This window comes from Amycolatopsis rifamycinica, from assembly GCF_000695625.1.
In the GTDB taxonomy this organism is placed as follows: Bacteria; Actinomycetota; Actinomycetes; order Mycobacteriales; family Pseudonocardiaceae; genus Amycolatopsis; species Amycolatopsis rifamycinica.
On the sequence record NZ_JMQI01000011.1, the window covers coordinates 224,702 to 246,166 of the forward strand.

Sequence of the window (21,465 nt, forward strand, 5' to 3'; positions counted from 1 at the left end):
CCCGGGTGATCCGGCTCGCCCGTCCCGAGGACCTGCCCGCGCTCATCGACGTCGAGCGCGAGGCGGGTGCGCTCTTCCGCGACGTCGGCATGGCGGCGATCGCCGACGACGACCCGGGCTCGGTGGCGGAGCTGGCGGTGTACCAGTCCGCCGGCCGCGCGTGGGTGAGCGTCGACGCCGCCGACCGGCCGGTGGCCTACCTCGTCGCCGAGGTCGTCGACGGGCACGCGCACATCGAGCAGGTCTCGGTCCGGCCGTCGCACGCGCGGCGGGGAATCGGCAGCGCGCTGATCGAGACGCTCGCCGAGTGGGCCCGCGCGCGCGGATTGACGGCCCTGACGCTGACGACGTTCGAAACCGTGCCGTGGAACGCGCCGTACTACGAACGGCTGCGGTTCCGGATCATCCCGGACGCGGAAATCGGCGACGGCCTGCGTTCCATCCGCCGCACCGAGGCCGCCCGCGGCCTGGACGCCTGGCCGCGTGTCGCGATGATCCGACCGCTCTGAGCTGGGGTTTTGGTCGGTTCTCCCCTAGTCGGGGGAGAGAGTGGCGCAGTCGGTCGAACATGTGTTCTACTGTGCCTGCCGGTCCCGGAGGGGGAAGCTCCGCGGGCCGGCCCACAGACTTCGGGAGGTTGTTGTGGCGGTCAAGATCACCCACCTGACGAACGGCCAGCAGGTCCGGTTCGCCAACGCCGACGGTGCCCGCCGGTACGCCGAAATCATGGGCGGCGGCGTGGACAAGTGGCGTTTCACGGTGGTGCCCGAGGACCCGATGCTCCGGAAAATGTCGGACTCGGTCGTTAACGTGCCGGTATGGCGCATGACTTCCAGGTAGTGGTGGATTCGGCCGACCCGCACGCGCTCGCCGACTGGTGGGCCGAGACGCTCGGCTGGGCCGTGGAGCCGACGGACGAGGACTTCGTCCGCGAGATGATCGCGAAGGGGTACGCCACGGAGGCGGAGACCAGGGTCTATCGCGGAGCCCTGGTCTGGAGAGCCGGGGCGGGGATCCGGCACCCGGACTCGCCTCCGGAGGGGCCGCCGCGCCGGATCCTGTTCCAGGAGGTCCCGGAGGCGAAGACGGTGAAGAACCGGATGCACCTGGACGTATGGGTCGGCGAGGCCAACGTCGAGGCGGCGATCGAGAAGCTGACCGCCCGCGGCGCGAAGTTCCTGCACCGCGGGCGGCAGGGGCCGCACAGCTGGGTGACGATGGCCGATCCGGAGGGCAACGAGTTCTGCCTCTCCTGAGCCGAGCGGGCCGCCGGCCTGAGACTTGGGGCCGGGGGGCGGGGTTTCTTCAGGACCTCACACCTGCGCCGCCAAGCGGTCCAGGGCCTTCGGCAACGCCGATGCCAGGAGGTCCAGCTCCTCGTCCCCCGCCACCAGCGGCGGCGAGACCGCCACCCCGCGGCCCAGGTTCCGCACGATCACGCCCTCGTCCCGGCATGCTCGCTGCAGCTTCACCGGCGCTCCCGGGTCGGCCTCCATGACCTCCGCCGTCAGCTCCACCGCCGCCAAGAAGCCCAGCCCCGCCCGCACCTCCGCCACCAGCGCGTGCCCGGCCACGCCCGATACCGCGTCCGCCAACGGCTTCTCCAGCTCGCGGCCGCGCGGGATCAAGCCGTCACGCTCGTAGATGTCCAACGTCGCCAAGCCCGCCGCGCAGGCCACCGGGTGGCCCGCGTACGTCGGTCCGTGGCGGAAGATCGGGGCTCCCGGGCGGCCCGTGAAGAACGGCTCCGCCACCCGGGGCGCCACCACCAGCGCCCCGAGCGGGATCGTGCCGCCCGTGATGCCCTTCGCCGTCGTGATCATGTCCGGCCGCAGGGGCCAGCGGTCGATGCCGAACCACGTGCCGAGCCTGCCCCAGGCCGCGATCACGCAGTCCGCCACGAACAGGACCTCATGACGGCGGCAGATCGCCGCCACCTCCTCGAGGTAACCCTCCGGTGGCAGCAGCACGCCGCCCGCGCCGATCACCGGTTCGCAGAAGAACGCCGCCACCCGAGACGCGCCCACCCGGGAAATCTCCGCCTCCAGCGCCGCCGCGTCGTCGAACGGGACGTGCGAGAACTCCGGTGGCTGCGGGCCGACGGCCGCCGCGTTGGCCGGGATTCCGCCCACCGCCGTGCCGAAACCGTGCGTTCCGTGGTAGCCCTGGGCCCGGCCGATCACGTGCACCTTCTCCGGCCGGCCCGTCTGCGCGAAGTACGCGCGCGCCAGCTTCACCGCCGTGTCGATCGCGTCGCCGCCGCCCGAACCGAAGAACACCTTCGACCCCGGTTCCGGCGCCAGAGCCGCGACGCGGTCCGCCAGTTCGATCGCGGGCCGGTTCGCGTTGTAGCCGAACAGGTTCCACGAGTCGAGCTCCCGCAGCTGGCGGGAGACCGCTTCGGTGATCTCCGGACGTCCGTGACCGAAGTTCGCGTACCAGAGCGACGCCGTCGCGTCGAAGTACCTGCGGCCCGCGTCGTCCCAGACGTACGAGCCCTCGCCTCGGGTGATGACCATCCGGTCGCCGTCGACCGCGCCCATGTCGGCGAACGGGTGCCACAGGGCGTGCTGTGCTGACATCGGTCCTCCTCGCTCCTGCCCCATCCCTACCATCAGTCCGGGAACTCCGCGATCTCCGCCGGTGAATACCCCAGCTCGGCGAGCACCTCCTCGGTGTGCTGCCCCAGGGTCGGCGGCGCGGACGTCGGCCGGGCCGGGGTGTCCGACGCCTTCACCGGGAAGCCCGTGCCCACGTACGTCCCCACCGTCGGGTGCGGCAGCCGGACCACCTGCTCGCGCGCGGCCGCCCACGGGTCCGCGTAGACGTCGTCGATCTCGTTGACCGGGGCCGCCGGGATGCCCGCCGCGTCGAACGCCTTCATCCACTCCGCCGCCGTGCGGGTCAGCAGCACCGGCTCCAGCAGCGCGTTCAGCTCGTCGCGGTGCGCGGCGCGAAGGGCGTTCGACGAAAACCGCGGGTCGGCCGCGATGTCCAGGCCGAGCGCCCCGCAGAACGCGTGCCACAGCTTCTCGCTGCCGACCGCGATGACCAGCCAGCCGTCGGCGACGTGGTAGCCCTGGTACGGAACGATGCTCGGGTGCGCCGAGCCCATCCGGCGCGGCCGTGGCGCGTCGTAGAACACCGCGCCCGCCGCATACACGTGCCAGGCCAGCTGACTGTCCAAAAGCGACACGTCGAGGTACTGGCCGCGGCCGGTCGTGTGCCGGGCCTGCAGCGCCATCAGCACGCCGATGATCGCCCACGTCCCCGCGTTCAGGTCCGCCACCGGCAGCCCGGCCTTCGCCGGCGCGCCGTCCGGCTCGCCCGTCAGGGACATCACGCCGCCCAGGGCCTGCGCCACCAGGTCGTACCCCGCGCGGTCGCGGTACGGGCCGGTCTGCCCGAACCCGGTGATCGACACGTGGATCAGCCGGGGGTTCAGCGCGGACAGCTCGGCGTAGCCGATGCCCCACTTCTCGAGCGTGCCCGGGCGGAAGTTCTCGACGAGCACGTCGGCGCCCGCGACCAGCCGCCGCAGGGCTTCGCGGCCGCGGTCGCTCTTGAGGTCGAGCACGATCCCGCGCTTGTTCCGGTTCGCCGCCAGGTAGTAGACGGCCTCGTCGCCGACGAACGGCGGCCCCCAGCCGCGGGTGTCGTCGCCGTGGCCCGGCGGCTCGACCTTGACGACGTCCGCGCCCATCTCGCCCAGGTACTGGGTGCAGTACGGCCCGGCCAGGATGCGCGAAAGGTCGACGACCTTGATCCCGTCGAGCGGGCGGACAGCAGGCGGCATCGGCGGCTCCTCGTCAGGCGTTCGGTCCCTTTCTACCCGGACTCCAGGAGCGCGACGGCTTGGGCGGTCCGCCGGTACAGCACGTACCGGCCGTCCCGGACCTTGCTGACCAGGCCCGCCCGGTGCAACGCGCTCAGGTGGTAGGAGACGGTGCCCGGGCTGTACCCCGTCCGGGTGGCCAGTTCCGCGGTCGACCGCGGGGGTTCGAGGTCGGCCAGCAGCGCCGCACGGGCCGCGCCGACGACCGGTGCGATCCGGGCCGGCCGGTGATCGGCGCCCGTGCCGACGCCCTGGGCCGGGTAGCCGAGGACGACCTGGCCGGGGACGTCGATCTGGATGCTGATCACGGGCCAGCTGAGCACGCCCGGGGCGAGCACCAGCTCCCGGCCGGAGACGTCGGCCTCGCCGTCGAACGGCTTCACGACCGTGATCGCGTCGCCGGCCCAGCCGATGGCCGGGTGCAGGCCGCCGAGCACGCCGCCGACGCCGTGGCGGGCGATGGCCTGCGCGCGGCGGGTGATGTCCCGGTCGAGCACCGCCTGCAGGCCGGCCCAGTCCTCGGCCAGCGCGTCCCGCCAGAACCGGGCGAGGCCGTTGGCCAGGCGCCGGGGCATCGACCCCGCCTCGACGCTCCGCCGGGCCGTCACCGGCACCGGCCTGCTCCAGTGGACCTGCGTGTACGCGAGCACCTGGGCTTCGACCTCGTCCTGCGTGGTCGCCTCGATCCGCGCGATCTGCTCGTCGAGCAGGTCGCGCGGCCGGCCGGCCGTGCCCGGCTGCGGGGTGAGCAGGTCCGGCGTGTAGACCTCGCCGGTGCGCGGCAGCAGGTCCAGGAGCAGGGCGACGTCGGGGTGCGAGAGCGCCGCGCGGGCGAGCGGGCCGGGATCGCCGAACACCGGGTGCCTGCCCGCATCGGCGGCGAGTTTCAGCCACGCGAGGGACTCCGCCGCCAGCGACGGGGAAAACCGTGTCCTGGCCACCGTCTCGGCGTCGACCCGCAGCTTGAACACTGACCGACGGTAGCAGCCGGAACGGCGGATTTGAACCGGCTCGAATCCTTTCCGGTCGGCGGTTCCCGCGGGGTTGAGTGCAGTGGTGTGCTTCCGACGTGCGAGGACAGTCGCCGCCGTGACCGCCGTGCTGCTCGCCTCGGCACCGGCCGCCACGGCCCGCGCCGCCGATCCGCCCACCGCCGGCTACCGCGAGTGTTCCGTCCTCCGCACGATCGTCCGGTACGGCTGGGCGCCCGGCGGTGACGGGCGGTACCACCTCGTGACGTTCCGCAAGCCGCAGGTGGTCAGCGTGGTGTTCCCGGTGGCCCGGTTCGCGGCGCCGGTGGACTGAGCTCGAGCAACCGGGCTTCGGCGTCGCGCAGGTAGCGGTCCAGCGCGGCCTCCGCGGCGGCGAACCGGCCGCGGCGCAGGTCCCGCAGGATCTTCTCGTGGCAGTCCAGGAACGGCTCGTAGAACTCGCGCGTGTTCTCGTTGAGCACGAAGAACAGCCGCGTTTCGGCGAGCACCTGGCGCATCGTCGCGGACAGGCGCTCGCTGCCGGCCAGGTCGGCGAGGGCCTGGTGGAAGTGGATGCTGGCGGTGCCGACCGACGGCCAGTCCTCGGCCTCCGCGGCCGCCCGGCCGTCGCGCAACGCCTGTTCCACCACGGAAAGATCCACCGTGGACAGCTCGGCCGCGCGCCGGAGGGCACCGCATTCGGTGGCGCGGCGCACGACGTAGAGGTCCTCGATGTCTTCTGTCGTCAGCTCGCGCACGAACACGCCGCGGTTCAGCTCGTGCACGGCCAGCCGCTCGTGGGCGAGCAGCTGGAACGACTCGCGCAGCGTGTTGCGCGAGACGCCGAGCGCCGAGCTGATCACCGGCTCGGAGAGCCGTTCACCGGGGGCGAAGACGCCGTCGGTGATGTACTGGCGCAGGATCGCGGCGACGCGCTCGGCCGTGCCGCTGCGTTCGAGCAGGTGGCGCGCGCTCTCCAGCGCCGAAGCATCGACGGTCACGGCACTACCTGACGCCGAGTTCGAAGTCGAGGCTGTACCGGTTCCCCGGCATCGCCCCCGCGGCCTTCGCGCCGTCGATCGGCAGCACGACGCCGTTGACGAACCGGGACTCGTCGCTCGCCAGGAACACCACGGCCTTCGCGACCTCCCACGCCTCGCCGACGCGGGCCGCGGGCGTGCTCGCGACCAGCTGGTGCTGCTTGGTCTCGAACTCCTCCGGCGAGTTGAGCGTACTGCGCAGCATGTCGGTGTCGATCGCGCCAGGGTTCACCGTGTTGGCCCGGATGCCCTGGTGCGCGTGGGCGACGGCGATCGACTTGGTCAGCCCGACCAGCGCGTGCTTGGTGGCGTTGTACACCGGGTCGCCGGGGCGGCCCATCACGCCGCCGTTCGACGACGTCGTGATGATGCTGCCCGCCTTCCGCGCGATCATGTGCGGCAGCACGGCGCGGGTGCCGAGGAAGGCGGCCCGGACGTTGAGCGCGAAGATGTGGTCGAACTCGGCCAGCGTGGTGTCCACGAGGGACTTCCCGAGGTGGATGCCGACGTTGTTGAACAGCACGTCGATGCGGCCGGCCTCGGCGAGCACGCCGTCGACGAACGCGGTCACGGCGGCCTCGTCGGTGGCGTCCACTATGGAGTGACGGTAGCCTTCGAGGGCTTCCGCGGGCTCGCGGATGTCGGAAGCGAAGACCGTCGCGCCTTCGGCGACGAACTCCTTCACGGTGGCGAGGCCGATACCCCGCGCGCCGCCGAAGACCACCGCGACCTTGCCGGCCAACCGACCCATGCTCACTGCCCCGCTCTCAGTCGTGCTGTCTGCTCTTCGTCGACCACGTAGTCCTCGGGCAGCCGGACCAGCGCGTCCGGCTCCCCGAGGTACCGCACTTCGACGCCGTACACCTCGCGCGCCGCCGCCGCCGAGACGTAACCCTCGACGACGTCGGCGAGCACCGCCGCCACCGGCCGTTCGAGCGGCGGCCCGTACCCGCCGCCACCGGGCAGCGTGACGTCGACGACGGACTCCGCGGCCAGTGGCACCCGGCTCTTCGCGGGGAGGTCCGCTCCGCCGCGCAGGCCGAACCGGCCCGGAGCGCCCGGACGGCCACCCGCCACGCCGGACGCGGCGGCCCGCACCCGGTCGACATTGCCGTTGACGCTCCAGGAAGGCACGTCGAGTGCGCCCATCGTGGTCACCTGTCCGAGTCCGCCGCGGAACCGGCCCGCGCCGCCGGAGTCCACGCGCAGTTCGCGGGCGTGCTGGACCAGCGGCGCCGTGGTTTCGATCACCTCGGTCGGCGTCGACCGCAGGCCGCTCGGGAACCCCGTGGCCGACAGGCCGTCCTGGCCGGCTCGCGCGCCCATCCCGCCGGTCTGGAACACGTTCAGGGTGAACCCGGGCCCGCGCCAGATGGTCATCCACAGCGCGTCCGCGCTCGGCGCGATCGCCGGGCCGGGCAGCGCACCGATCAGCAGCGACGGCAGGAAGTGCCCGATCAGGTGGCGGGAGGCGACCGGGGCCGGCGGCAGGCAGTTCAGCACCGAGCCTTCGGGCGCGGTGACGTGCACCGGCCGGAACGACCCGGCGTTGTGCGGCACCTCCGGCGAGATCGCCGCCTTGACCGCGAACGACGCGTACGCCCGCGTGTAGTTGAGGACGACGTTGATCCCGCGACGGCTCTGCGGCGAGGAGCCCGCGAAGTCGAGGTGGATCCCGTCACCGTCCACAGTGGCCGTCACGCGCAGGACGATCTCTTCGTCGTCGAAGCCGTCGGTGACGATCTCGTTGGTGTAGGTGCCGTCCGGCACGGCCCGCAGCGCGTCGCGCAACGCCCGCTCCGAGCGGTCCATGATCTCGGCGGCGACTTCGTCGAGGCTTTCCAGGCCGAGTTCGTCCAGCAGCCGCAGCAGGCTCGCCGCGCCCACCTCGTTGCCGGTGACCTGCGCGTACAGGTCGCCGATGGTTTCTTCCGGGGTCCGGACGTTCGCCCGGATCAGCCGTTCGAGGTCGGGGTCGACCTCGCCCGCGCGGAGCAACTTCATGATCGGCAGGCGCAGGCCCTCTTCGAAGACCTCGTGGGCTTCGGCGGACACCAGCCGCCCGCCGATGTCGGGTGCGTGGCAGCAGGACGCGAACCACGCGACCAGCCGTCCGTTCCGGAACACCGGCGTCGCCACCGTGATGTCGTTGATCTGGCCCGCGGTCTGCCAGGGGTCGTTGGTGAGCAGCACATCGCCGGGTTCGAGGGTTTCCGGCGGGTACTGCGCGACGAAGTGGTGCATGCCGGTCGCCATGGCGTTGATGTGGCCGGGGGTGCCGCCGACGGACTGGCCGATCATCTCCCCGCGCGAGTCGAACACCGCGCAGGCGAGGTCCAGCGACTCGCGGACGACCGCGGAGAAGGCCGTGTTGACCAGCGCGTTCTGCTGCTCGGCGAGGATCGAGTGCAGGCGGTTGCCGAACAGCCCGGCCAGAATCGGGTCGGTGGGGCTCACACCGTCACCGCCAGCGCGCCGTCATCCCGGACGACGCAGTGCGCGCCGGGTGGGACGACCACCGTGGACTCGCGCTCCTCCACGATGGCCGGTCCGTCGACGCGGGTCCCCGGCGCCAGCCGGTACCGGTCGAACACGGTCGTGTCGACAAATCCCCCGGTCGCCGGGAACCAGGCCTGCCGCGTGCCCTTCCGCGCGTTGCCCGTGGGCTGTGCGGGAAGCCGCAGCGCGACCTCGGGTTTCGGGCCGCTCGACACGACCCGCCAGTTCAGCACCTCGACGCCGACCTCGGGTCCGGTGCGCCGGTAGAGCGCGCGGTAGGTGCGGGTGAACTCGTCGATCAGCGTTCCCGGCCAGGGGCCGTCGGGCACCGGGACGCGGATTTCGTAGCCCTGACCGGCATACCGCATCTCGGCGATCCGGCGGTGCGTCACCTCGTCGACGCCGGACTTCGCGAGCAGCGCCGTTCCCTCGGCTTCCATCTCGGCGAAGAGGGCCTCGACCTGCCCCCGGGTCAGGTCGTGGACGGCCGCGCGGGCCGAGCGCACGAAGTCGAACGCCAGCGGCGCGGTGAGGAACCCGGCCGCGCTGAGCACCCCGGCGGCCGGCGGCGCGACGACCGACGGCGCTCCGAGCGCCCGCGCGACCCCGGCGCCGTGCACCGGACCGGCGCCGCCGAAGGTGTACATCGGCAGCTTCGCCGGGTCCTGCCCGCGCTCGACGGCGTGCACCCGGGCCGCGTTGGCCATGTCCTCGTTGACGCTCGTGTGGATACCCCAGGCGGCCTCTTCGACACCCACCCCGAGCGGATCGGCGATCTTTTCGCGGAGCGCTGCTCTCGCAGCCTCGGCGGCCAAGCGCATACCGCCGCCGAGGAAGTAGCCCGGGTCGAGGTAGCCGAGCACCAGGTCGGCGTCGGTGACCGTGGGCTCGGTGCCGCCGCGGCCGTAGCAGACCGGGCCGGGCTCGGAGCCTGCCGAATCGGGTCCGACGGTGAGCAGGCCCAGCGCGTCGATGCGGGCGATCGAGCCGCCGCCGACGCCGATCTCGATCAGGTCGGTGACCGGCACCCGCACCGGCAGCCCGGAGCCGGGCCGGAGCCGGTACTTGCGGTCGACTTCGAACTCGTGCGTCACCAGCGGTGCGCCGCCGGCGATCAGGCAGAGTTTCGCCGTGGTGCCGCCCATGTCGAAGGCCAGCAGGTCGTCCGGCCCGACCGCCGCGGCCGCCAGCGCCCCGCCCGCGGGACCGGATTCGAGGATGCGGATCGGGTGCCGGGCGGCGGTGTCCACGGTGGCCAGCCCGCCGTTGGACAGCATGATGTGCGGCGCGCGGGTGATCCCGAGCCGGTGCAGCCGCTGTTCGAGATCGCGCAGGTAGCGCTCGGTGAGGTCCTGGACGTAGACGTTCGCGACGGTGGTCGACGCCCGTTCGAACTCGCGGATCTCGGGGACGACGTCCGACGACAGCGCGACCCGCAGCGATGGCGCGACCTCGGCGAGGATCTCGCCCGCGCGGCGCTCGTGCGCGGGGTTGGTGAACGCGTGCAGGAAGCAGACCGCGACGGCCTCGATCCCGCGCGCGGCCAGTTCACGGCCGAGCCGCGCGACGTACTCCTCGTCTAGTCCGATGTGGACGGACCCGTCGGCGAGGATCCGCTCGGGGACGTCGAAGCGCAGGTGCCGGGGCACCAGCGGCGAAGGCAGTTCGAGGCGCAGGTCGTAGAGCTCGTACCGGTGCTCGCGGCGCATCTCCAGGACGTCGCGGAAGCCCGCCGTGGCGAGCAGCGCGGTCCGCGCGCCCTTGCGTTCGATCAGGGCGTTCGTGACCAGCGTCGTCCCGTGCACCACCTGCTCGACGGCGCCGAGGTCCGGCAGCAGCGCGGCCAGGCCCTCCTCGACCGCCCGGGCCGGCTCGTCGTGCGTGGTCAGGACCTTGCCGACGGCGACGATCCCGGTCTCGTCCACCGCGCAGAGGTCGGTGAACGTGCCGCCGATGTCGACGCCGATCCTCATGTCCGGTACCACCGCGGTGAGGTGTTGAGCGGCGGCTTCAGCTTCGCCTTCACGACCAGCACGTTCGGCTCGTCGGACTCGACGAACTCGCCGAGCAGCCGCCGGAACGCCCGCCCGAAGCCGGAGACGCGGTCGGCGTGCACCCCGAACGACCGGGCCAGGCCGACGAAGTCCGGGCTGTCCCAGTCGACCCCCCGGTGCGGCAGGCCCTCGCGGTCCTGGTCGTAGCGGAGCATGCCGTAGCCACCGTCGTCGACCAGGACGACCGTGACCGGCAGCTGCTCCTGCGCCAGCGTCGCCAGGTCGCCGCAGCCGTAGAGGAAACCGCCGTCGCCGGTGATGCAGACGGCGCGCCCGGTGCCGGCCGCGGCCGCGCCGAGCGACGCCGGGAAGCCGTAGCCGAGGGTGCCCCAGCCCATCGGGTAGGCGAGCTTGCGCGGCGCCCGCACCCGGTGGAAGCCGCCGACCCAGTACCCGGCGACGCACATGTCCGAGACCAGCACCGCGTCCGTCGGCAGCACCTCGTCCAAAGTGGACAGGAAGTCGTAGGCCTGCGGTTCCTCGTCGCGGATGCGCTGGCGCACCCGGCGGCCGATCCCGGCCAGCCGCAGCGTGATGTCGTCGAGCCCGTCCCGCTGCTTCGGCAGCAGCCGCTCGACGATCGAGCGCGCGTCCCCGACGAGGGTCAGGTCGGGCGGGTAGTTCTTGGCGGCGTCGTCGGCGTCGACGTTGACGGCGATGAGCTGGGGCGGCTGGGGCATCCGCCAGTTCTGCGTCATCAGGCCGTCGAAGTCGGTGCCGATGGCCAGCACGACGTCGGCTTCGTCCCACAGCTCGCCCACCTCCGGCGTGTGCACCGGGTTCGGCGCCAGGCACGGGTGGTCGAGCGGGAGCAGCCCGCGGGCGGCGAACGTGGTGATCACCGGCGCGGCGAGCTTCTCGGCGAGGGCACCGATCGCCTCACCCGCGCCCGAGCGCAGCGCGCCGCCGCCGGCCCAGATCAGCGGGTGCCGCGCGTCGGACAGCATCGCCTCGGCCCGCGCGAGGTCGGGCACGTCGACGTCGGGCTTGCGGTGCGGGGCGGGCGGACGGCGGTGCGGCACCTGCTCGCGCAGGTAGTCGGTGGGCACGCCGAGGTAGACCGGGCCGCTCTGCGGCAGCTGCGCGAGCCGGGCGGCGCGGTGGACGGTGGTGCCGATCTGGTCGGGCGCCCGCACGGTGAAGCCGCCCTTGGTCACCGGCGCGAACATCGCCTGCTGGTCGGAGGTCTCGTGCAGCACGCCGCGGACGACGCCCGGCCGCCGCAGCGTCGAGGGGATGTCGGTGGCGATGACGAGCACCGGGGCCGCGGACGCCATGGCCTCGCCGACCGCGCCGAGGGTGTTCGCCGCGCCCGGGCCGGTGGTGACCAGCGCGACGCCGAGCTTGCCGGTGGCGCGGGCGTAGCCGTCGGCGGCGTACCCGGCGGTCTGTTCGTGGCGAACGCCGACGAGCTTGATGCGGGTTTCACCGAGGGCCTCCCACAGTGGCAGGTTGTGCACCCCCGGAAGGCCGAAGACGATCTCCGTTCCGAGCGCTTCCAGCGCGTCCACCAGCTCCCGAGCACCACTTACAGCCACGGCCCGGATACTGCCAGATCGTTGAACGATCTGGCAATCGACCCCTAGACGATGTTGTGCTCCGCCGGTGCGGTATCGACGGTTCCGAACCGCCGGACGTCGAGCTCGGCGATGTCCACCGCGGGCTGCCGTCCCAGGTAGAGGTCCCGGATCAGCTCGCCGGTGGCCGGGCCCATCTGGAAGCCGTGGCCCGAGAAGCCGGTCGCGTAGAAGAACCGCGACAGCAGGACGCTTTCCCCGATGATCTGGTTGCGGTCCGGCGTCGTTTCGTACAACCCGGCCCAGGCCGTGCGGATGCCGGCGTCGAGCACGGCGGGGATCCGGCGGCCCGCCAGCCCGGCCAGGCGCGGCAGCCACTCGCCGGCTTCGTAGCGCGTGTCGAAGCCCGGGACGCCGTCGTCCTCGGAGAACGACATCGCCAGACCCGGCCCCTCGCGGTGGAAGTAGAAGGCCGACGGCATCTCGATGGTCAGCGGAACCGATTCCGGCAGCCCGGCCACCGGCCCGGTGAACACGACCTGCCGCCGGTACGGGCGCACCGGCAGGTCCAGACCGGCCAGCTCGCCGATCCGGCCCGACCACGCACCGGCCGCGCACACCACCGCGCCGGTCCGGACGAAGCCCGCCGTGGTGACGACGCCGGTCAGCGTGTCGCCGTCGCGCTCGATCCCGGTCACCTCGACGCCGGTCCGCAGCTTCGCGCCGTGTGCGCGGGCCGCCTTCGCGTAGCCCCGCACGACGGCGTCCGGCGTCGCCTTGGCGTCGTCCGGCGACCAGAGAGCGGCCACCACGTCGTCGGTCTCCACCAGCGGGAGCAGCCTCTTCGCTTCGGCCGGGTCGAGGAGGTGGCTGCGGACGCCGTACTCGCGCTGCAGTCCGGCGCAGCGTTCGAACGCGGGCACGTCGGCGGGGTCGGTGACGAGGTAGAGGTAGCCGTCGCGGCGGAAGTCGATCTCGATGCCGAAGTCGCGGGAGAAAGCGCTGTACCCGGCCAGCCCGCGCAGGCCGAGCTCGACGTTGACGCGGCTGGTGAACGACGACCGGATGCCGCCCGCCGCCTTCGCCGTCGAGCCGCCGCCCAGCTCGCCGCGCTCGACCAGCAGGACGTCCACACCGGCTTCGGCGAGGCGGAACGCGCAGCCGACGCCGATCACGCCCCCGCCGATCACCACGCATTCGGCCATCGGAGGCAAGGACGTTTCTCCGGCGCGGCGGGCGGTCATCCGAGTCAGAGTAGAACGTGATCCACCCGCGGCCGCCGAGCGCGTAGAGTCGGCGTGCCGAGCTCGAGAGGTGATGTCCCATGGCGATGATGCCCGTGACCGATTCGATGTTCCTCCTCGTCGAAACGCGCGAGCATCCGATGCACGTGGGCGGTCTGCAGCTGTTCAAGAAACCCGACGGCGCCGGCGACGAGTACCTCCGCGATGTGCGGAAGAACCTGCTCGAATCGGACAACATGCGCTCGGTGTTCCGGCGCCGCCCGGCCCGGCCGGTCAACACCATGGGGCACGTCGCCTGGGCGAACGACGCCGACCTCGAACTCGACTACCACTTCCGGCACTCGGCGCTGCCGCAGCCGGGCCGCATCCGCGAACTGCTGGAACTGACCGGCCGCTGGCACAGCACCCTGCTGGACCGGCACCGGCCGCTCTGGGAGACCCACCTCATCGAGGGGCTCGACGACGGCCGGTTCGCCGTCTACACGAAGGTCCACCACGCGCTGATGGACGGCGTCTCGGCGTTGCGCCAGCTGCAGGGCTCGCTTTCGGACGACCCGGCCGACCTGGACTGCCCGCCGTGGTGGGGCAGCCGGCGCAAGCCCGGCGAAGAACGCGAGAAGCGCCCGCGGTCGCTGCTCGGGACGGCGCGCAAGAGCGCCCGCCAGCTCGCGAGCCTGGCGCCCGCGGCGATGAAGGTCGCGCGGGAGGCGTTCGGCGAACACACCCTGACCCTGCCGGGGCAGGCGCCGAAGACGATGCTCAACGTGCCGATCGGCGGCGCGCGGCGGTTCGCCGCGCAGAAGTGGCCGCTGGACCGCGTCCGCCAGGTGGCCACCGCGGCCGGGGTGTCGCGCAACGACGTCGTGCTCGCGATGTGCGCGGGCGCGCTGCGGGACTACCTCATCGAACAACGCGCGCTGCCGGACGCGCCGCTCATCGCGATGGTGCCGGTGTCGCTGCGCCGCCAGAACGACCCCGGCGAGGCGGCGGGCAACAACATCGGCGCGCTGCTGTGCAACCTGGCCACCGACCTGCCGGACGCGGGCAAGCGGCTCGTCACGATCCACCAGTCGATGCGCAACGGCAAGCGGCTGTTCTCGGAGCTGACGCCGGTGCAGACGCTGCTGCTCTCGGCGGTGAACGTCGCGCAGCTGGGCGTCTCGCCGATCCCGGGCGTCGTCAAGAACACGCGGCCGCCGTTCAACCTGGTGATCTCGAACGTGCCCGGCCCGCGCAAGCAGATGTACTGGAACGGCGCCCAGCTCGACGGCATCTACCCCGCCTCGGTGCTGCTCGACGGCCAAGCCGTGAACATCACGCTCACCAGCAACGGCGACCACCTCGACTTCGGCATCACCGGCTGCCGCCGCAGCGTTCCGCACCTGCAAAGGATCCTGACACACCTCGACACGGCCTTGGTGGAGCTCGAAGCTGCGGTAAGGTAGCCCGCTCAACCGAACGCTTGCTCCCCCATCGGAAGGAAACTTTCCGAAAGCGGGCGAAAATGCTGGTCAGGCGGCTCTTCCCGCTCCTAGGGTGGCGACGATCACCCCGGAGAGAGGAGCAGGAAATGACCGAGGAGTGGACGACCCCGGACTTCGTCGAGTACGAAACCCCGATGGAGGTCACCGCCTACGCGGCCCGCATGGCGGACTGACGGATGCCGGTCGAGCCACTCTCGGAAAGCGCATTCATCGACGCGCTGCGCGGTCTTTCCGGCCGGTACTGGGGCACGCACCCGTTCCACCGCCGGCTGCACGCGGGCGAGCTCGACGAGCGCGCGCTGCGGATCTGGGCGGCGAACCGCTGGTACTACCAGTGCGTGCTGCCGCAGAAGGACGCGGCGATCATCAGCAACTGCCCGCTGCCGGAGATCCGCCGCCAGTGGCTCGACCGGATCGTCTACCACGACGGCGTGAGCGCCGGGACCGGCGGCATCGAACGCTGGCTGCGGCTGTGCACGGCGGTCGGCCTGGACCGGGACGAAGTCCTCGACGAACGGCACGTCGCGCCCGGCGTCCGGTTCGCCGTCGACGCCTACGTGACCTTCGCGCGGACGAGACCGTGGTGGGAGGCCGTCGCGTCGGGCCTGACCGAGATGTTCGCCGGGCACCTGATGCAGCAGCGCGTGGCGGACATGCTCGCGCACTACTCCTGGATCGCGCCCGAAGACCTCGCCTACTTCACCAACCGCATCGACAAGGTGTCCGGCGAAGGCAAGGACACCCTCGACATCGTGGTCCGCCACTGCGTCACGCGCGAACAGCAGGACCGCGCGATCGCGGCGCTGTCGTTCAAGTGCGACGTCCTGTGGTCGATGCTCGACGCGATCGAGCGGGCGGCCGCGTGATCACCGCCGAGTCCGTCCCGCAGCTGGGTCGCGGCGTGCGGCTGTCCTTCGACCACGTCCGGGAGACGCACGTGCTGCTGTTCCCCGAGGGCGTGTTGGTGCCGAACACGACCGCCGCCGCGGTGCTGGAGCTCTGCGACGGCGTCCGGTCCGTTTCCGAAATCACGGCGGCGCTTTCGCAGCGCTACTCCGGCGTGGTCGCGCAGGACGTGCTTTCCGTGCTGTCCCGGCTGGGCGAACGGCGGGTCGTCGCATGGACGTGAGCCCGCCGGTGGGCCTGCTGGCCGAGCTGACCCACCGCTGTCCGCTGCACTGTCCTTATTGCTCGAACCCGGTGGAACTGGCTTCTCGTTCCGCCGAGATGTCCACGGAGGGCTGGCTGTCGGTCCTGTCCCAGGCCCGCGAACTGGGCGTGCTGCAGGTGCACATGTCCGGCGGCGAGCCGTTGCTCCGGCCGGACCTGCCCGCACTGGTCGAGCACGCGAGCGGGCTCGGCTGCTACGTCAACCTGGTCACTTCGGGGCTCGGCCTGACGTCTTCGCGGCTGGACGACCTCGTTTCGCGCGGACTGGCCCATATCCAGCTGTCGGCGCAGGGGGCGACCCGGGAGCGGGCCGATCTGCTGGCCGGGGCGAAGGCGCACGACCGGAAGCTGGCCGCGGCCGCGCTGGTGAAGGCGTCCGGGCTGCCGCTGTCGCTGAACGTGGTGCTGCACCGCCGCAACCACGACCAGCTGGCCGGGATCATCGAGCTGGCCGAGCGGATGGGCGCGGACCGGCTGGAGCTGGCGAACACGCAGTACTACGGGTGGGCGCTGCGCAACCGGGACGCGCTGATGCCGACCGCCGCGCAGCTCGCGGCCGCGGAGCCGGTGGTGCGCGCGGCGGTGGCCCGGTTGCGGGGGACGATGGAGATCGTCTACGTCGTCGCCGACTACCACGAGCCGTACCCGAAGCCGTGCATGTACGGCTGGGGTGCCCGGCAGCTGACCGTGGCGCCGGACGGGACGGTGCTGCCGTGCCCGGCGGCGTCGGCGATCTCGACGCTTTCGCTGTCGTCGGTCCGGGACACGCCGCTGGCCGACATCTGGTACCGCTCGTCGTCGTTCAACGCCTACCGCGGCGAGGAGTGGATGACCGAGCCGTGCCGCACGTGCGACCGCCGCGGCCTCGACTTCGGCGGCTGCCGCTGCCAGGCGTTCCTGCTCACCGGCGACGCCGCGGCGACGGACCCGGTGTGCTCGCGGTCGCCTGCGCGTGGCGTGGTCGATCTGGTCCTCTCGCGCCCGCCGGCTTCCGACCTGGTCATGCGCCGGTGAAGGTGATCCTGCTCGGCACCGCGGCGGGTGGCGGGTGTCCACAGTGGAACTGCGCGTGTCGGCTCTGCACGTCCGGGCGGCCGCCGCGCACGCAGGACTGCGTCGCGATCAGCGCGGACGGCGCCGGCTGGTACCTGCTGAACTGTTCGCCGGACATCCGGGCGCAGCTTCTCGGGACGCCGGAGCTGCGAGCCGGGCCAGGGCCGCGGGAGACCCCGCTGCGCGGCGTGCTGCTGACCGACGCCGAGCTCGACCACGTTCTGGGCCTGCTGATGGTGCGCGAGTCGGGCGGGCTCCCGGTGTGGGCGCCCCCGGCGGCGCTGTCCGCGCTCGCGCCGTTGCGGGCCATTGTGGACGGTTACGGCGACTGGACGTGGTCGTCTTCCGTGGCCATCCCGGGGTTGCGGGTCGACGTGCTGCCGGTGAGCGACAAGCGGCCGAAGTACGCCTTTTCTGATTCCGCCGGACCGTGGGTCGTCGCGTACCGGATCTCGGACCCGGCGACGGGCGGGGTGCTGGTGTACGCGCCGTGCCTGCGGAGCTGGCCTCCCGGGTTCGACGAGTTCGTGGCGGACGCCTCTCTCGTGTTGCTGGACGGGACGTTTTACGCGCCGGACGAGATGGCCGGGGTGGGCGGCCCGGACCAGCTCGCGATGGGCCACCTGCCGATCACGGCGACCTTGCCCCGGATCGCCGGGCGGCGCTGGGCGTTCACGCACCTGAACAACACGAACCCGGTCCTCGACCCGGCGTCGCCCGAGCACGCGGCGGTGCTGGCCGCCGGAGCGTCCCTGCCGGCGGACGGCGCCCGCTTCTCGCTGTGAAGGGGCGATGAACCCCGGATCGACCCGCCGAGGACGGTGTCCTCGCACGCGGCGTCGTTGACGGACGCGGAGCCGTGGGTAACCTGGAGCCGTGGGCAAGGTTGGAGGACCTCCCGTGACCGCTCCGCTCCTCGCCCCCTTGCGGGAAGCCCGGTTCCGCGCCCTGGTCACCGGCCGCACGCTGGCCGACTTCGGGAACGCCGTCGCTCCCTTCGCCCTCGCCTTCGCCGTGGTCGATCTCACCGGCTCCGCCGTCGATCTCGGGATCGTCGTGGGGGCCCGGTCGATCGCCAACGTGCTTCTGCTGCTGTTCGGCGGGATGCTGGCCGATCGGCTGCCGCGGTCTGTCATCCTGCAGGGCACCGAGACCGCCGCCGCGCTCACGCAGGCCGCCGTGGCCGTGAGTGTCCTCTGTGGATTCGCGTCCGTTCCGCTGCTGGCCGGGCTCGGGCTCGTCAACGGCGCCGTCTCCGCCATCTCGCTGCCCGCCGCCGCCTCGCTCACGCCGTCGACCGTTCCCCCCGCCCTGCTCGCCCAGGCGAACGCCCTGGTCCGGCTGCTCTCCAACACCGGCCGGATCGCCGGGGCCGGGCTGGCCGGGGTGCTCGTCGCCTTCGCCGGGTCCGGGTGGGCGCTCGCCGCGAACTCGCTGCTGTTCCTCGCCGCCGCGCTGGCCTACCGGCGGATCCGGTTGCCCGGCGGCGAACGCGTGCCCGGCCGCCGTCCGCTCGCCGAGCTCGCCGAGGGCTGGCGGGAGTTCCGTTCGCGGTCGTGGGTGTGGCTCGTGGTGCTGCAGTTCATGATCGTCAACGCCGTCAACGCGGGCGCGCTGCGAGTGATCGGCCCGCTCGTCGCCGACGACACCTTCGGCCGCACCGGCTGGGGGCTCGCCCTGGCCGTGCAGACCGCCGGCGCACTGCTCGGCGGCGTCCTCGCCGCCCACTGGCAACCGCGGCGGATGCTGCTGTTCGGCGTCGCGCTGATCATGGTCGACGCGCTCCCGATGCTGGCCCTCGGCCAGACGCCGTACCTGCTGCCGCTGCTGGCCGCGATGTTCCTCTCGGGCGTCGCGATCGAGCAGTTCGCCGTCGCGTGGGACGTGTCGCTGCAGGAGAACATCCCGCCGGACAAGCTCGCCCGCGTCTACTCCTACGACATGCTCGGCTCGTTCGTCGCCATGCCGCTCGGCCAGATCAGCGCGGGCCCGCTGGCCGAACACGCCGGCCGCACCGCGACGCTGCTGGGTGGCGCGGCCCTGATCGTCGGGGCGACCGCGCTGGTGCTGTGCAGCGCGCAAGTGCGCGGGCTCGTCCGGCGGGCGCCGGTCGGCCCGGGCTGACGCCGGGCCGTCAGGAGGGCGCCCAGGGCCGCACTTCCTCCAGCAGCTTCGCCACCGCCAGCACGAGGTCGTCGGAGTGCCGCGGCCCGACGATCTGCAGGCCGACCGGCAGCCCCGCCGACGTGCGCCCGGCCGGCACGCTGATCGCCGGCTGCTGGGTCATGTTGAACGGATACGTGAACGGCGTCCACTCCGGCCACTCGCTCAGCCCGCTGCCCGGCGGCACGTCGTGCCGGGCCTCGAACGCCGCGATCGGGATGGTCGGCGTGATCAGCACGTCGTAGCGCGTGTGGAACTCGCCCATGAGGATGCCCAGCGCGGCACGCTCGGCGGTCGCGTCGAGGTAGTCGCTCGCCGTCCACTTCCGGCCGAGTTCCCAGACGCGGCGCAGGCCGGGGTCGGTGCGGCTCTCGGATCCGGGCGGGAACGAGTCCAGCAGCTTCGCCGCGCCCGACGACCAGAGGACGTCGAACGCCGGCTTCGGGTCGGCGAACCCGGGATCGGTCTCCTCGACGTGCAGGCCGGCGTCGCCCAGCGCGCGGACGGCCTCCGCGACGATCGCGGCCACCTCCGGATCGACGTCGACGTAGCCGAGCGTCGGCGAGAACGCGGCGATCAGCCCGCGCACGTCCCGCCTGACTGCCTCGCGGAACGACCCCACCGGCGGCGCCAGCGCGGCCGGGTCGCGGTGGTCGGGCAGCGACAGCACGTCCAGCAGCAGCGCGGTGTCGTCCACCGACCGCGCCATCGGGCCGGCGTGCGAGAGCGGGCCGAACGGGCTCGCCGGGTACAGCGGGATCCGGCCGTGGGTCGGCTTCAGCCCGACGATGCCGCAGAACGACGCCGGGATCCGCACCGAGCCACCGCCGTCCGTGCCGACCGAGAGTTCGCCCATCCCGGCCGCGACGGCGGCGGCGCTGCCACCGCTGGACCCGCCGGCCGTCTTCGACGGGTCGGCCGGGTTGCGCGTGATGCCGCACAGCGGGCTGTCGGTGACGCCCTTCCAGCCGATCTCCGGCGTGGTCGTCTTGCCCAGCAGCACCAGCCCGGCCTCGCGCATCCGCGCGGCGACCGGGCTGTCGACGTCCCACGGCTGGTCCGGGTCGATGCTCTTCGAGCCCCGGACGGTCGGCCAGCCCTGGGTGAGGAACATGTCCTTGATCGACGACGGCACGCCGTCGAGCCACCCGATCGGGTTGCCGTCCCGCCAGCGGGCCTCGGACGCCTTGGCCTGCTCCAGCGCGCGGTCGGCGTCGACGAGGCAGAAGGCGTTGCACTCGCCGTCCCGGGCTTCGATGGCCTGCAACGCGCTCTGCGTCGCCTCGACCGGCGAAACCTCGCCGGTCGCGTAGGCGGCGACGAGCTCGCTGGCGGTCAGCATCCTGTCGTTCATCCGGCTCCCTGGTTCCCCGACGGCACGTAGCCGAGCGTCTTGTCGACGACATTGCGCAGCGGCTCCCCAGCGCGCCAGCGGCGGAAGTTTTCGGTGAACACCTCGACCAGCGTGTGCCGCCAGCCGACGAAGTCCCCGGACATGTGCGGCGAGATCAGCACGTCCGGCAGCGTCCACAGCGGGCTTTCGGCGGGCAGCGGCTCGGTGTCGAAGACGTCGAGCGCGGCCCCGGCGATGGTCTTCGTGGTCAGCGCTTCCACCAAGTCCGAGGTGACCACCAGCTCGCCCCGGCCCACGTTGACGAACCGCGCCGACGGCTTCATCGCGGCGAACGCACGCGCGTCGAACATGCCCTTCGTGTGCTCGGTCAAGGGCGCGACCGCGACGACGTAGTCGGCGTGCGGCAGGACCTCGGTGAGCCGCGCGGACTCGTGCACCACGCCGAAGTCCGGATCGCCGGTGCGCTCCCGGCGGCCGGCGCCGCTCACCCGCATCCCGGCCGCGCGCAGCAGCCGCGCGATGGCCCGGCCGATCGGCCCGGTGCCGACGACCAGCACCTCGCGCCCGGCGATCCGCTCGCTTTCGCGGTGCAGCCAGCGGCCTTCGCGTTGCAGGTCGTGCGAGCGCGCGAAGTCCTTCGCGAAGGCGAGGACGACGCCCAGCACGTACTCCGCGATGGCGTCGTCGAAGACGCCTCGCGAGTTGGTCAGGACCACGTCGCTCTCGCGCAGACCGGGGAACAGCACGGGGTCGACCCCCGCGCTGGCGATGTGCAGCCAGCGCAGCCGGTCGGCCGCGTGCCACGCGCCGGGCACCGCCGTGGAGAGGAAGTCGTAGACGAAGAGGGCGTCCGCTCCGGACAACGCTTCGGACAGGCCCGCCGCGTCCGTGTAACGCACGACCGCCCTGGATTCGACAGCACGCATGTCCGGTGGGCGGGACTCGCCGCAGAGCACGGCCAGGACGGGAGCTTCCCGGGGTTCCGAGGCGATCACGTTGACACGGTAAAAGTCACTCGTATGATTGTCAACAATCCGAGGAACGACCCCCGGAGCACCGGACTGTCGGACACAGACGTACT

General features: G+C 72.4%; 22 protein-coding genes. 11 read left to right on the plus strand and 11 right to left on the minus strand.

Translation table 11 applies throughout. The features are described 5' to 3' along the window. The first annotated feature begins 5 nt into the window (after positions 1-5). The 3 genes from DV20_RS05840 to DV20_RS05850 all read left to right on the plus strand — a co-directional run bounded on the left by DV20_RS05840 (position 6) and on the right by DV20_RS05850 (position 1,256). Positions 6-509 (plus strand): GNAT family N-acetyltransferase, encoded by a 504-nt coding sequence (locus tag DV20_RS05840; RefSeq protein ID WP_043776968.1) that lies wholly within the window; start codon positions 6-8, stop codon positions 507-509. A 133-nt stretch (positions 510-642) separates the two neighbouring features. Further along, positions 643-840 carry a hypothetical protein gene (locus tag DV20_RS05845; RefSeq protein WP_004561810.1) on the plus strand — a complete coding sequence of 66 codons (198 nt, stop codon included), beginning with the start codon at positions 643-645 and terminating at the stop codon, positions 838-840. Beyond that, positions 840-1,256 (plus strand): VOC family protein, encoded by a 417-nt coding sequence (locus DV20_RS05850; protein ID WP_043776970.1) that lies wholly within the window; start codon positions 840-842, stop codon positions 1,254-1,256. Before DV20_RS05845 ends, DV20_RS05850 begins: the two co-directional genes overlap by 1 nt. A gap of 57 nt (positions 1,257-1,313) precedes the next feature. Here DV20_RS05850 and DV20_RS05855 read toward each other — a convergent pair whose 3' ends face one another. Genes DV20_RS05855 through DV20_RS05865 form a run of 3 tightly spaced genes read right to left on the minus strand, consistent with a single transcriptional unit; the run spans position 1,314 to position 4,806 of the window. Then, the gene (locus tag DV20_RS05855) at positions 1,314-2,582 is read right to left on the minus strand and encodes an aminotransferase family protein (protein WP_043776972.1); all 1,269 of its coding nucleotides are present in this window, start codon (positions 2,580-2,582) and stop codon (positions 1,314-1,316) included. A gap of 32 nt (positions 2,583-2,614) precedes the next feature. Next, the gene (locus DV20_RS05860) at positions 2,615-3,796 is read right to left on the minus strand and encodes a CaiB/BaiF CoA transferase family protein (RefSeq protein WP_043776973.1); all 1,182 of its coding nucleotides are present in this window, start codon (positions 3,794-3,796) and stop codon (positions 2,615-2,617) included. Positions 3,797-3,828: 32 nt separating this feature from the next. Then, positions 3,829-4,806: a helix-turn-helix domain-containing protein gene (locus DV20_RS05865; protein ID WP_043776974.1), complete on the minus strand. Its 978-nt coding sequence runs from the start codon at positions 4,804-4,806 to the stop codon at positions 3,829-3,831. A gap of 118 nt (positions 4,807-4,924) precedes the next feature. On the opposite strand from DV20_RS05865, the gene DV20_RS05870 reads away from it, so the two are divergent. Beyond that, positions 4,925-5,140, plus strand: a complete 216-nt coding sequence (locus tag DV20_RS05870; RefSeq protein WP_043776975.1) for a hypothetical protein — start codon at positions 4,925-4,927, stop codon at positions 5,138-5,140. Here the strand turns inward: DV20_RS05870 and DV20_RS05875 are convergent. Genes DV20_RS05875 through DV20_RS05900 form a run of 6 tightly spaced genes read right to left on the minus strand, consistent with a single transcriptional unit; the run spans position 5,094 to position 13,160 of the window. Continuing rightward, positions 5,094-5,807, minus strand: a complete 714-nt coding sequence (locus tag DV20_RS05875) for a GntR family transcriptional regulator (protein ID WP_043776977.1) — start codon at positions 5,805-5,807, stop codon at positions 5,094-5,096. The two genes, DV20_RS05870 and DV20_RS05875, sit on opposite strands and share 47 nt — an antisense overlap. A gap of 4 nt (positions 5,808-5,811) precedes the next feature. Next, positions 5,812-6,597: an SDR family NAD(P)-dependent oxidoreductase gene (locus tag DV20_RS05880; RefSeq protein WP_043776978.1), complete on the minus strand. Its 786-nt coding sequence runs from the start codon at positions 6,595-6,597 to the stop codon at positions 5,812-5,814. Between the two features lie 2 nt (positions 6,598-6,599). Continuing rightward, a complete protein-coding gene (locus DV20_RS05885) occupies positions 6,600-8,303 on the minus strand; it encodes a hydantoinase B/oxoprolinase family protein (protein WP_043776980.1) in 1,704 nt (567 codons plus the stop codon). Then, positions 8,300-10,318, minus strand: coding sequence for a hydantoinase/oxoprolinase family protein (locus DV20_RS05890; RefSeq protein WP_043776981.1), 2,019 nt, complete (start codon positions 10,316-10,318; stop codon positions 8,300-8,302). Before DV20_RS05890 ends, DV20_RS05885 begins: the two co-directional genes overlap by 4 nt. Continuing rightward, positions 10,315-11,937 carry a thiamine pyrophosphate-binding protein gene (locus DV20_RS05895; protein WP_268747399.1) on the minus strand — a complete coding sequence of 541 codons (1,623 nt, stop codon included), beginning with the start codon at positions 11,935-11,937 and terminating at the stop codon, positions 10,315-10,317. Before DV20_RS05895 ends, DV20_RS05890 begins: the two co-directional genes overlap by 4 nt. 44 nt (positions 11,938-11,981) lie before the next feature. Beyond that, entirely contained in the window at positions 11,982-13,160 is a 1,179-nt protein-coding gene (locus tag DV20_RS05900) for an NAD(P)/FAD-dependent oxidoreductase (protein ID WP_051735804.1), read from the minus strand. 80 nt (positions 13,161-13,240) lie between these two features. On the opposite strand from DV20_RS05900, the gene DV20_RS05905 reads away from it, so the two are divergent. From DV20_RS05905 to DV20_RS05935, 7 genes are all read left to right on the plus strand, one after another. Next, positions 13,241-14,605 carry a WS/DGAT/MGAT family O-acyltransferase gene (locus DV20_RS05905; protein ID WP_043776985.1) on the plus strand — a complete coding sequence of 455 codons (1,365 nt, stop codon included), beginning with the start codon at positions 13,241-13,243 and terminating at the stop codon, positions 14,603-14,605. A gap of 59 nt (positions 14,606-14,664) precedes the next feature. Further along, the gene (gene pqqA / locus DV20_RS47270) at positions 14,665-14,817 is read left to right on the plus strand and encodes a pyrroloquinoline quinone precursor peptide PqqA (protein WP_084093336.1); all 153 of its coding nucleotides are present in this window, start codon (positions 14,665-14,667) and stop codon (positions 14,815-14,817) included. A gap of 3 nt (positions 14,818-14,820) precedes the next feature. Then, entirely contained in the window at positions 14,821-15,510 is a 690-nt protein-coding gene (gene pqqC, locus DV20_RS05915) for a pyrroloquinoline-quinone synthase PqqC (RefSeq protein ID WP_043776989.1), read from the plus strand. Further along, positions 15,507-15,773, plus strand: coding sequence for a pyrroloquinoline quinone biosynthesis peptide chaperone PqqD (pqqD, locus tag DV20_RS05920; protein WP_043776990.1), 267 nt, complete (start codon positions 15,507-15,509; stop codon positions 15,771-15,773). The genes pqqC and pqqD overlap by 4 nt, the downstream gene beginning before the upstream one ends. Beyond that, positions 15,764-16,828 (plus strand): pyrroloquinoline quinone biosynthesis protein PqqE, encoded by a 1,065-nt coding sequence (gene pqqE / locus DV20_RS05925; protein WP_043776991.1) that lies wholly within the window; start codon positions 15,764-15,766, stop codon positions 16,826-16,828. The genes pqqD and pqqE overlap by 10 nt, the downstream gene beginning before the upstream one ends. After that, entirely contained in the window at positions 16,825-17,652 is an 828-nt protein-coding gene (gene pqqB / locus DV20_RS05930) for a pyrroloquinoline quinone biosynthesis protein PqqB (protein ID WP_043776993.1), read from the plus strand. Before pqqE ends, pqqB begins: the two co-directional genes overlap by 4 nt. 115 nt (positions 17,653-17,767) lie before the next feature. Beyond that, a complete protein-coding gene (locus tag DV20_RS05935) occupies positions 17,768-18,991 on the plus strand; it encodes an MFS transporter (RefSeq protein ID WP_043776994.1) in 1,224 nt (407 codons plus the stop codon). A 10-nt stretch (positions 18,992-19,001) separates the two neighbouring features. Here the strand turns inward: DV20_RS05935 and DV20_RS05940 are convergent, their stop codons facing one another. Together DV20_RS05940 and DV20_RS05945 are read right to left on the minus strand one after the other, a co-directional pair. Next, the gene (locus DV20_RS05940) at positions 19,002-20,384 is read right to left on the minus strand and encodes an amidase (RefSeq protein ID WP_043776997.1); all 1,383 of its coding nucleotides are present in this window, start codon (positions 20,382-20,384) and stop codon (positions 19,002-19,004) included. Then, entirely contained in the window at positions 20,381-21,379 is a 999-nt protein-coding gene (locus DV20_RS05945) for a D-2-hydroxyacid dehydrogenase (protein WP_043776999.1), read from the minus strand. Before DV20_RS05945 ends, DV20_RS05940 begins: the two co-directional genes overlap by 4 nt. Between the last annotated feature and the right edge of the window lie 86 nt (positions 21,380-21,465).

What these genes read in the sequence shown, in the direction of transcription:
- DV20_RS05905 (WP_043776985.1), top strand. Translation starts at nt 13,241, where the DNA reads ATGGCGATGATGCCCGTGACCGATTCGATGTTCCTCCTCGTCGAAACG.
- DV20_RS05900 (WP_051735804.1), bottom strand. Translation starts at nt 13,160, where the DNA reads ATGACCGCCCGCCGCGCCGGAGAAACGTCCTTGCCTCCGATGGCCGAA.
- DV20_RS05860 (WP_043776973.1), bottom strand. Translation starts at nt 3,796, where the DNA reads ATGCCGCCTGCTGTCCGCCCGCTCGACGGGATCAAGGTCGTCGACCTT.
- DV20_RS05880 (WP_043776978.1), bottom strand. Translation starts at nt 6,597, where the DNA reads ATGGGTCGGTTGGCCGGCAAGGTCGCGGTGGTCTTCGGCGGCGCGCGG.
- DV20_RS05940 (WP_043776997.1), bottom strand. Translation starts at nt 20,384, where the DNA reads ATGAACGACAGGATGCTGACCGCCAGCGAGCTCGTCGCCGCCTACGCG.
- DV20_RS05855 (WP_043776972.1), bottom strand. Translation starts at nt 2,582, where the DNA reads ATGTCAGCACAGCACGCCCTGTGGCACCCGTTCGCCGACATGGGCGCG.
- DV20_RS05890 (WP_043776981.1), bottom strand. Translation starts at nt 10,318, where the DNA reads ATGAGGATCGGCGTCGACATCGGCGGCACGTTCACCGACCTCTGCGCG.
- pqqC (WP_043776989.1), top strand. Translation starts at nt 14,821, where the DNA reads ATGCCGGTCGAGCCACTCTCGGAAAGCGCATTCATCGACGCGCTGCGC.
- pqqA (WP_084093336.1), top strand. Translation starts at nt 14,665, where the DNA reads ATGCTGGTCAGGCGGCTCTTCCCGCTCCTAGGGTGGCGACGATCACCC.
- pqqE (WP_043776991.1), top strand. Translation starts at nt 15,764, where the DNA reads ATGGACGTGAGCCCGCCGGTGGGCCTGCTGGCCGAGCTGACCCACCGC.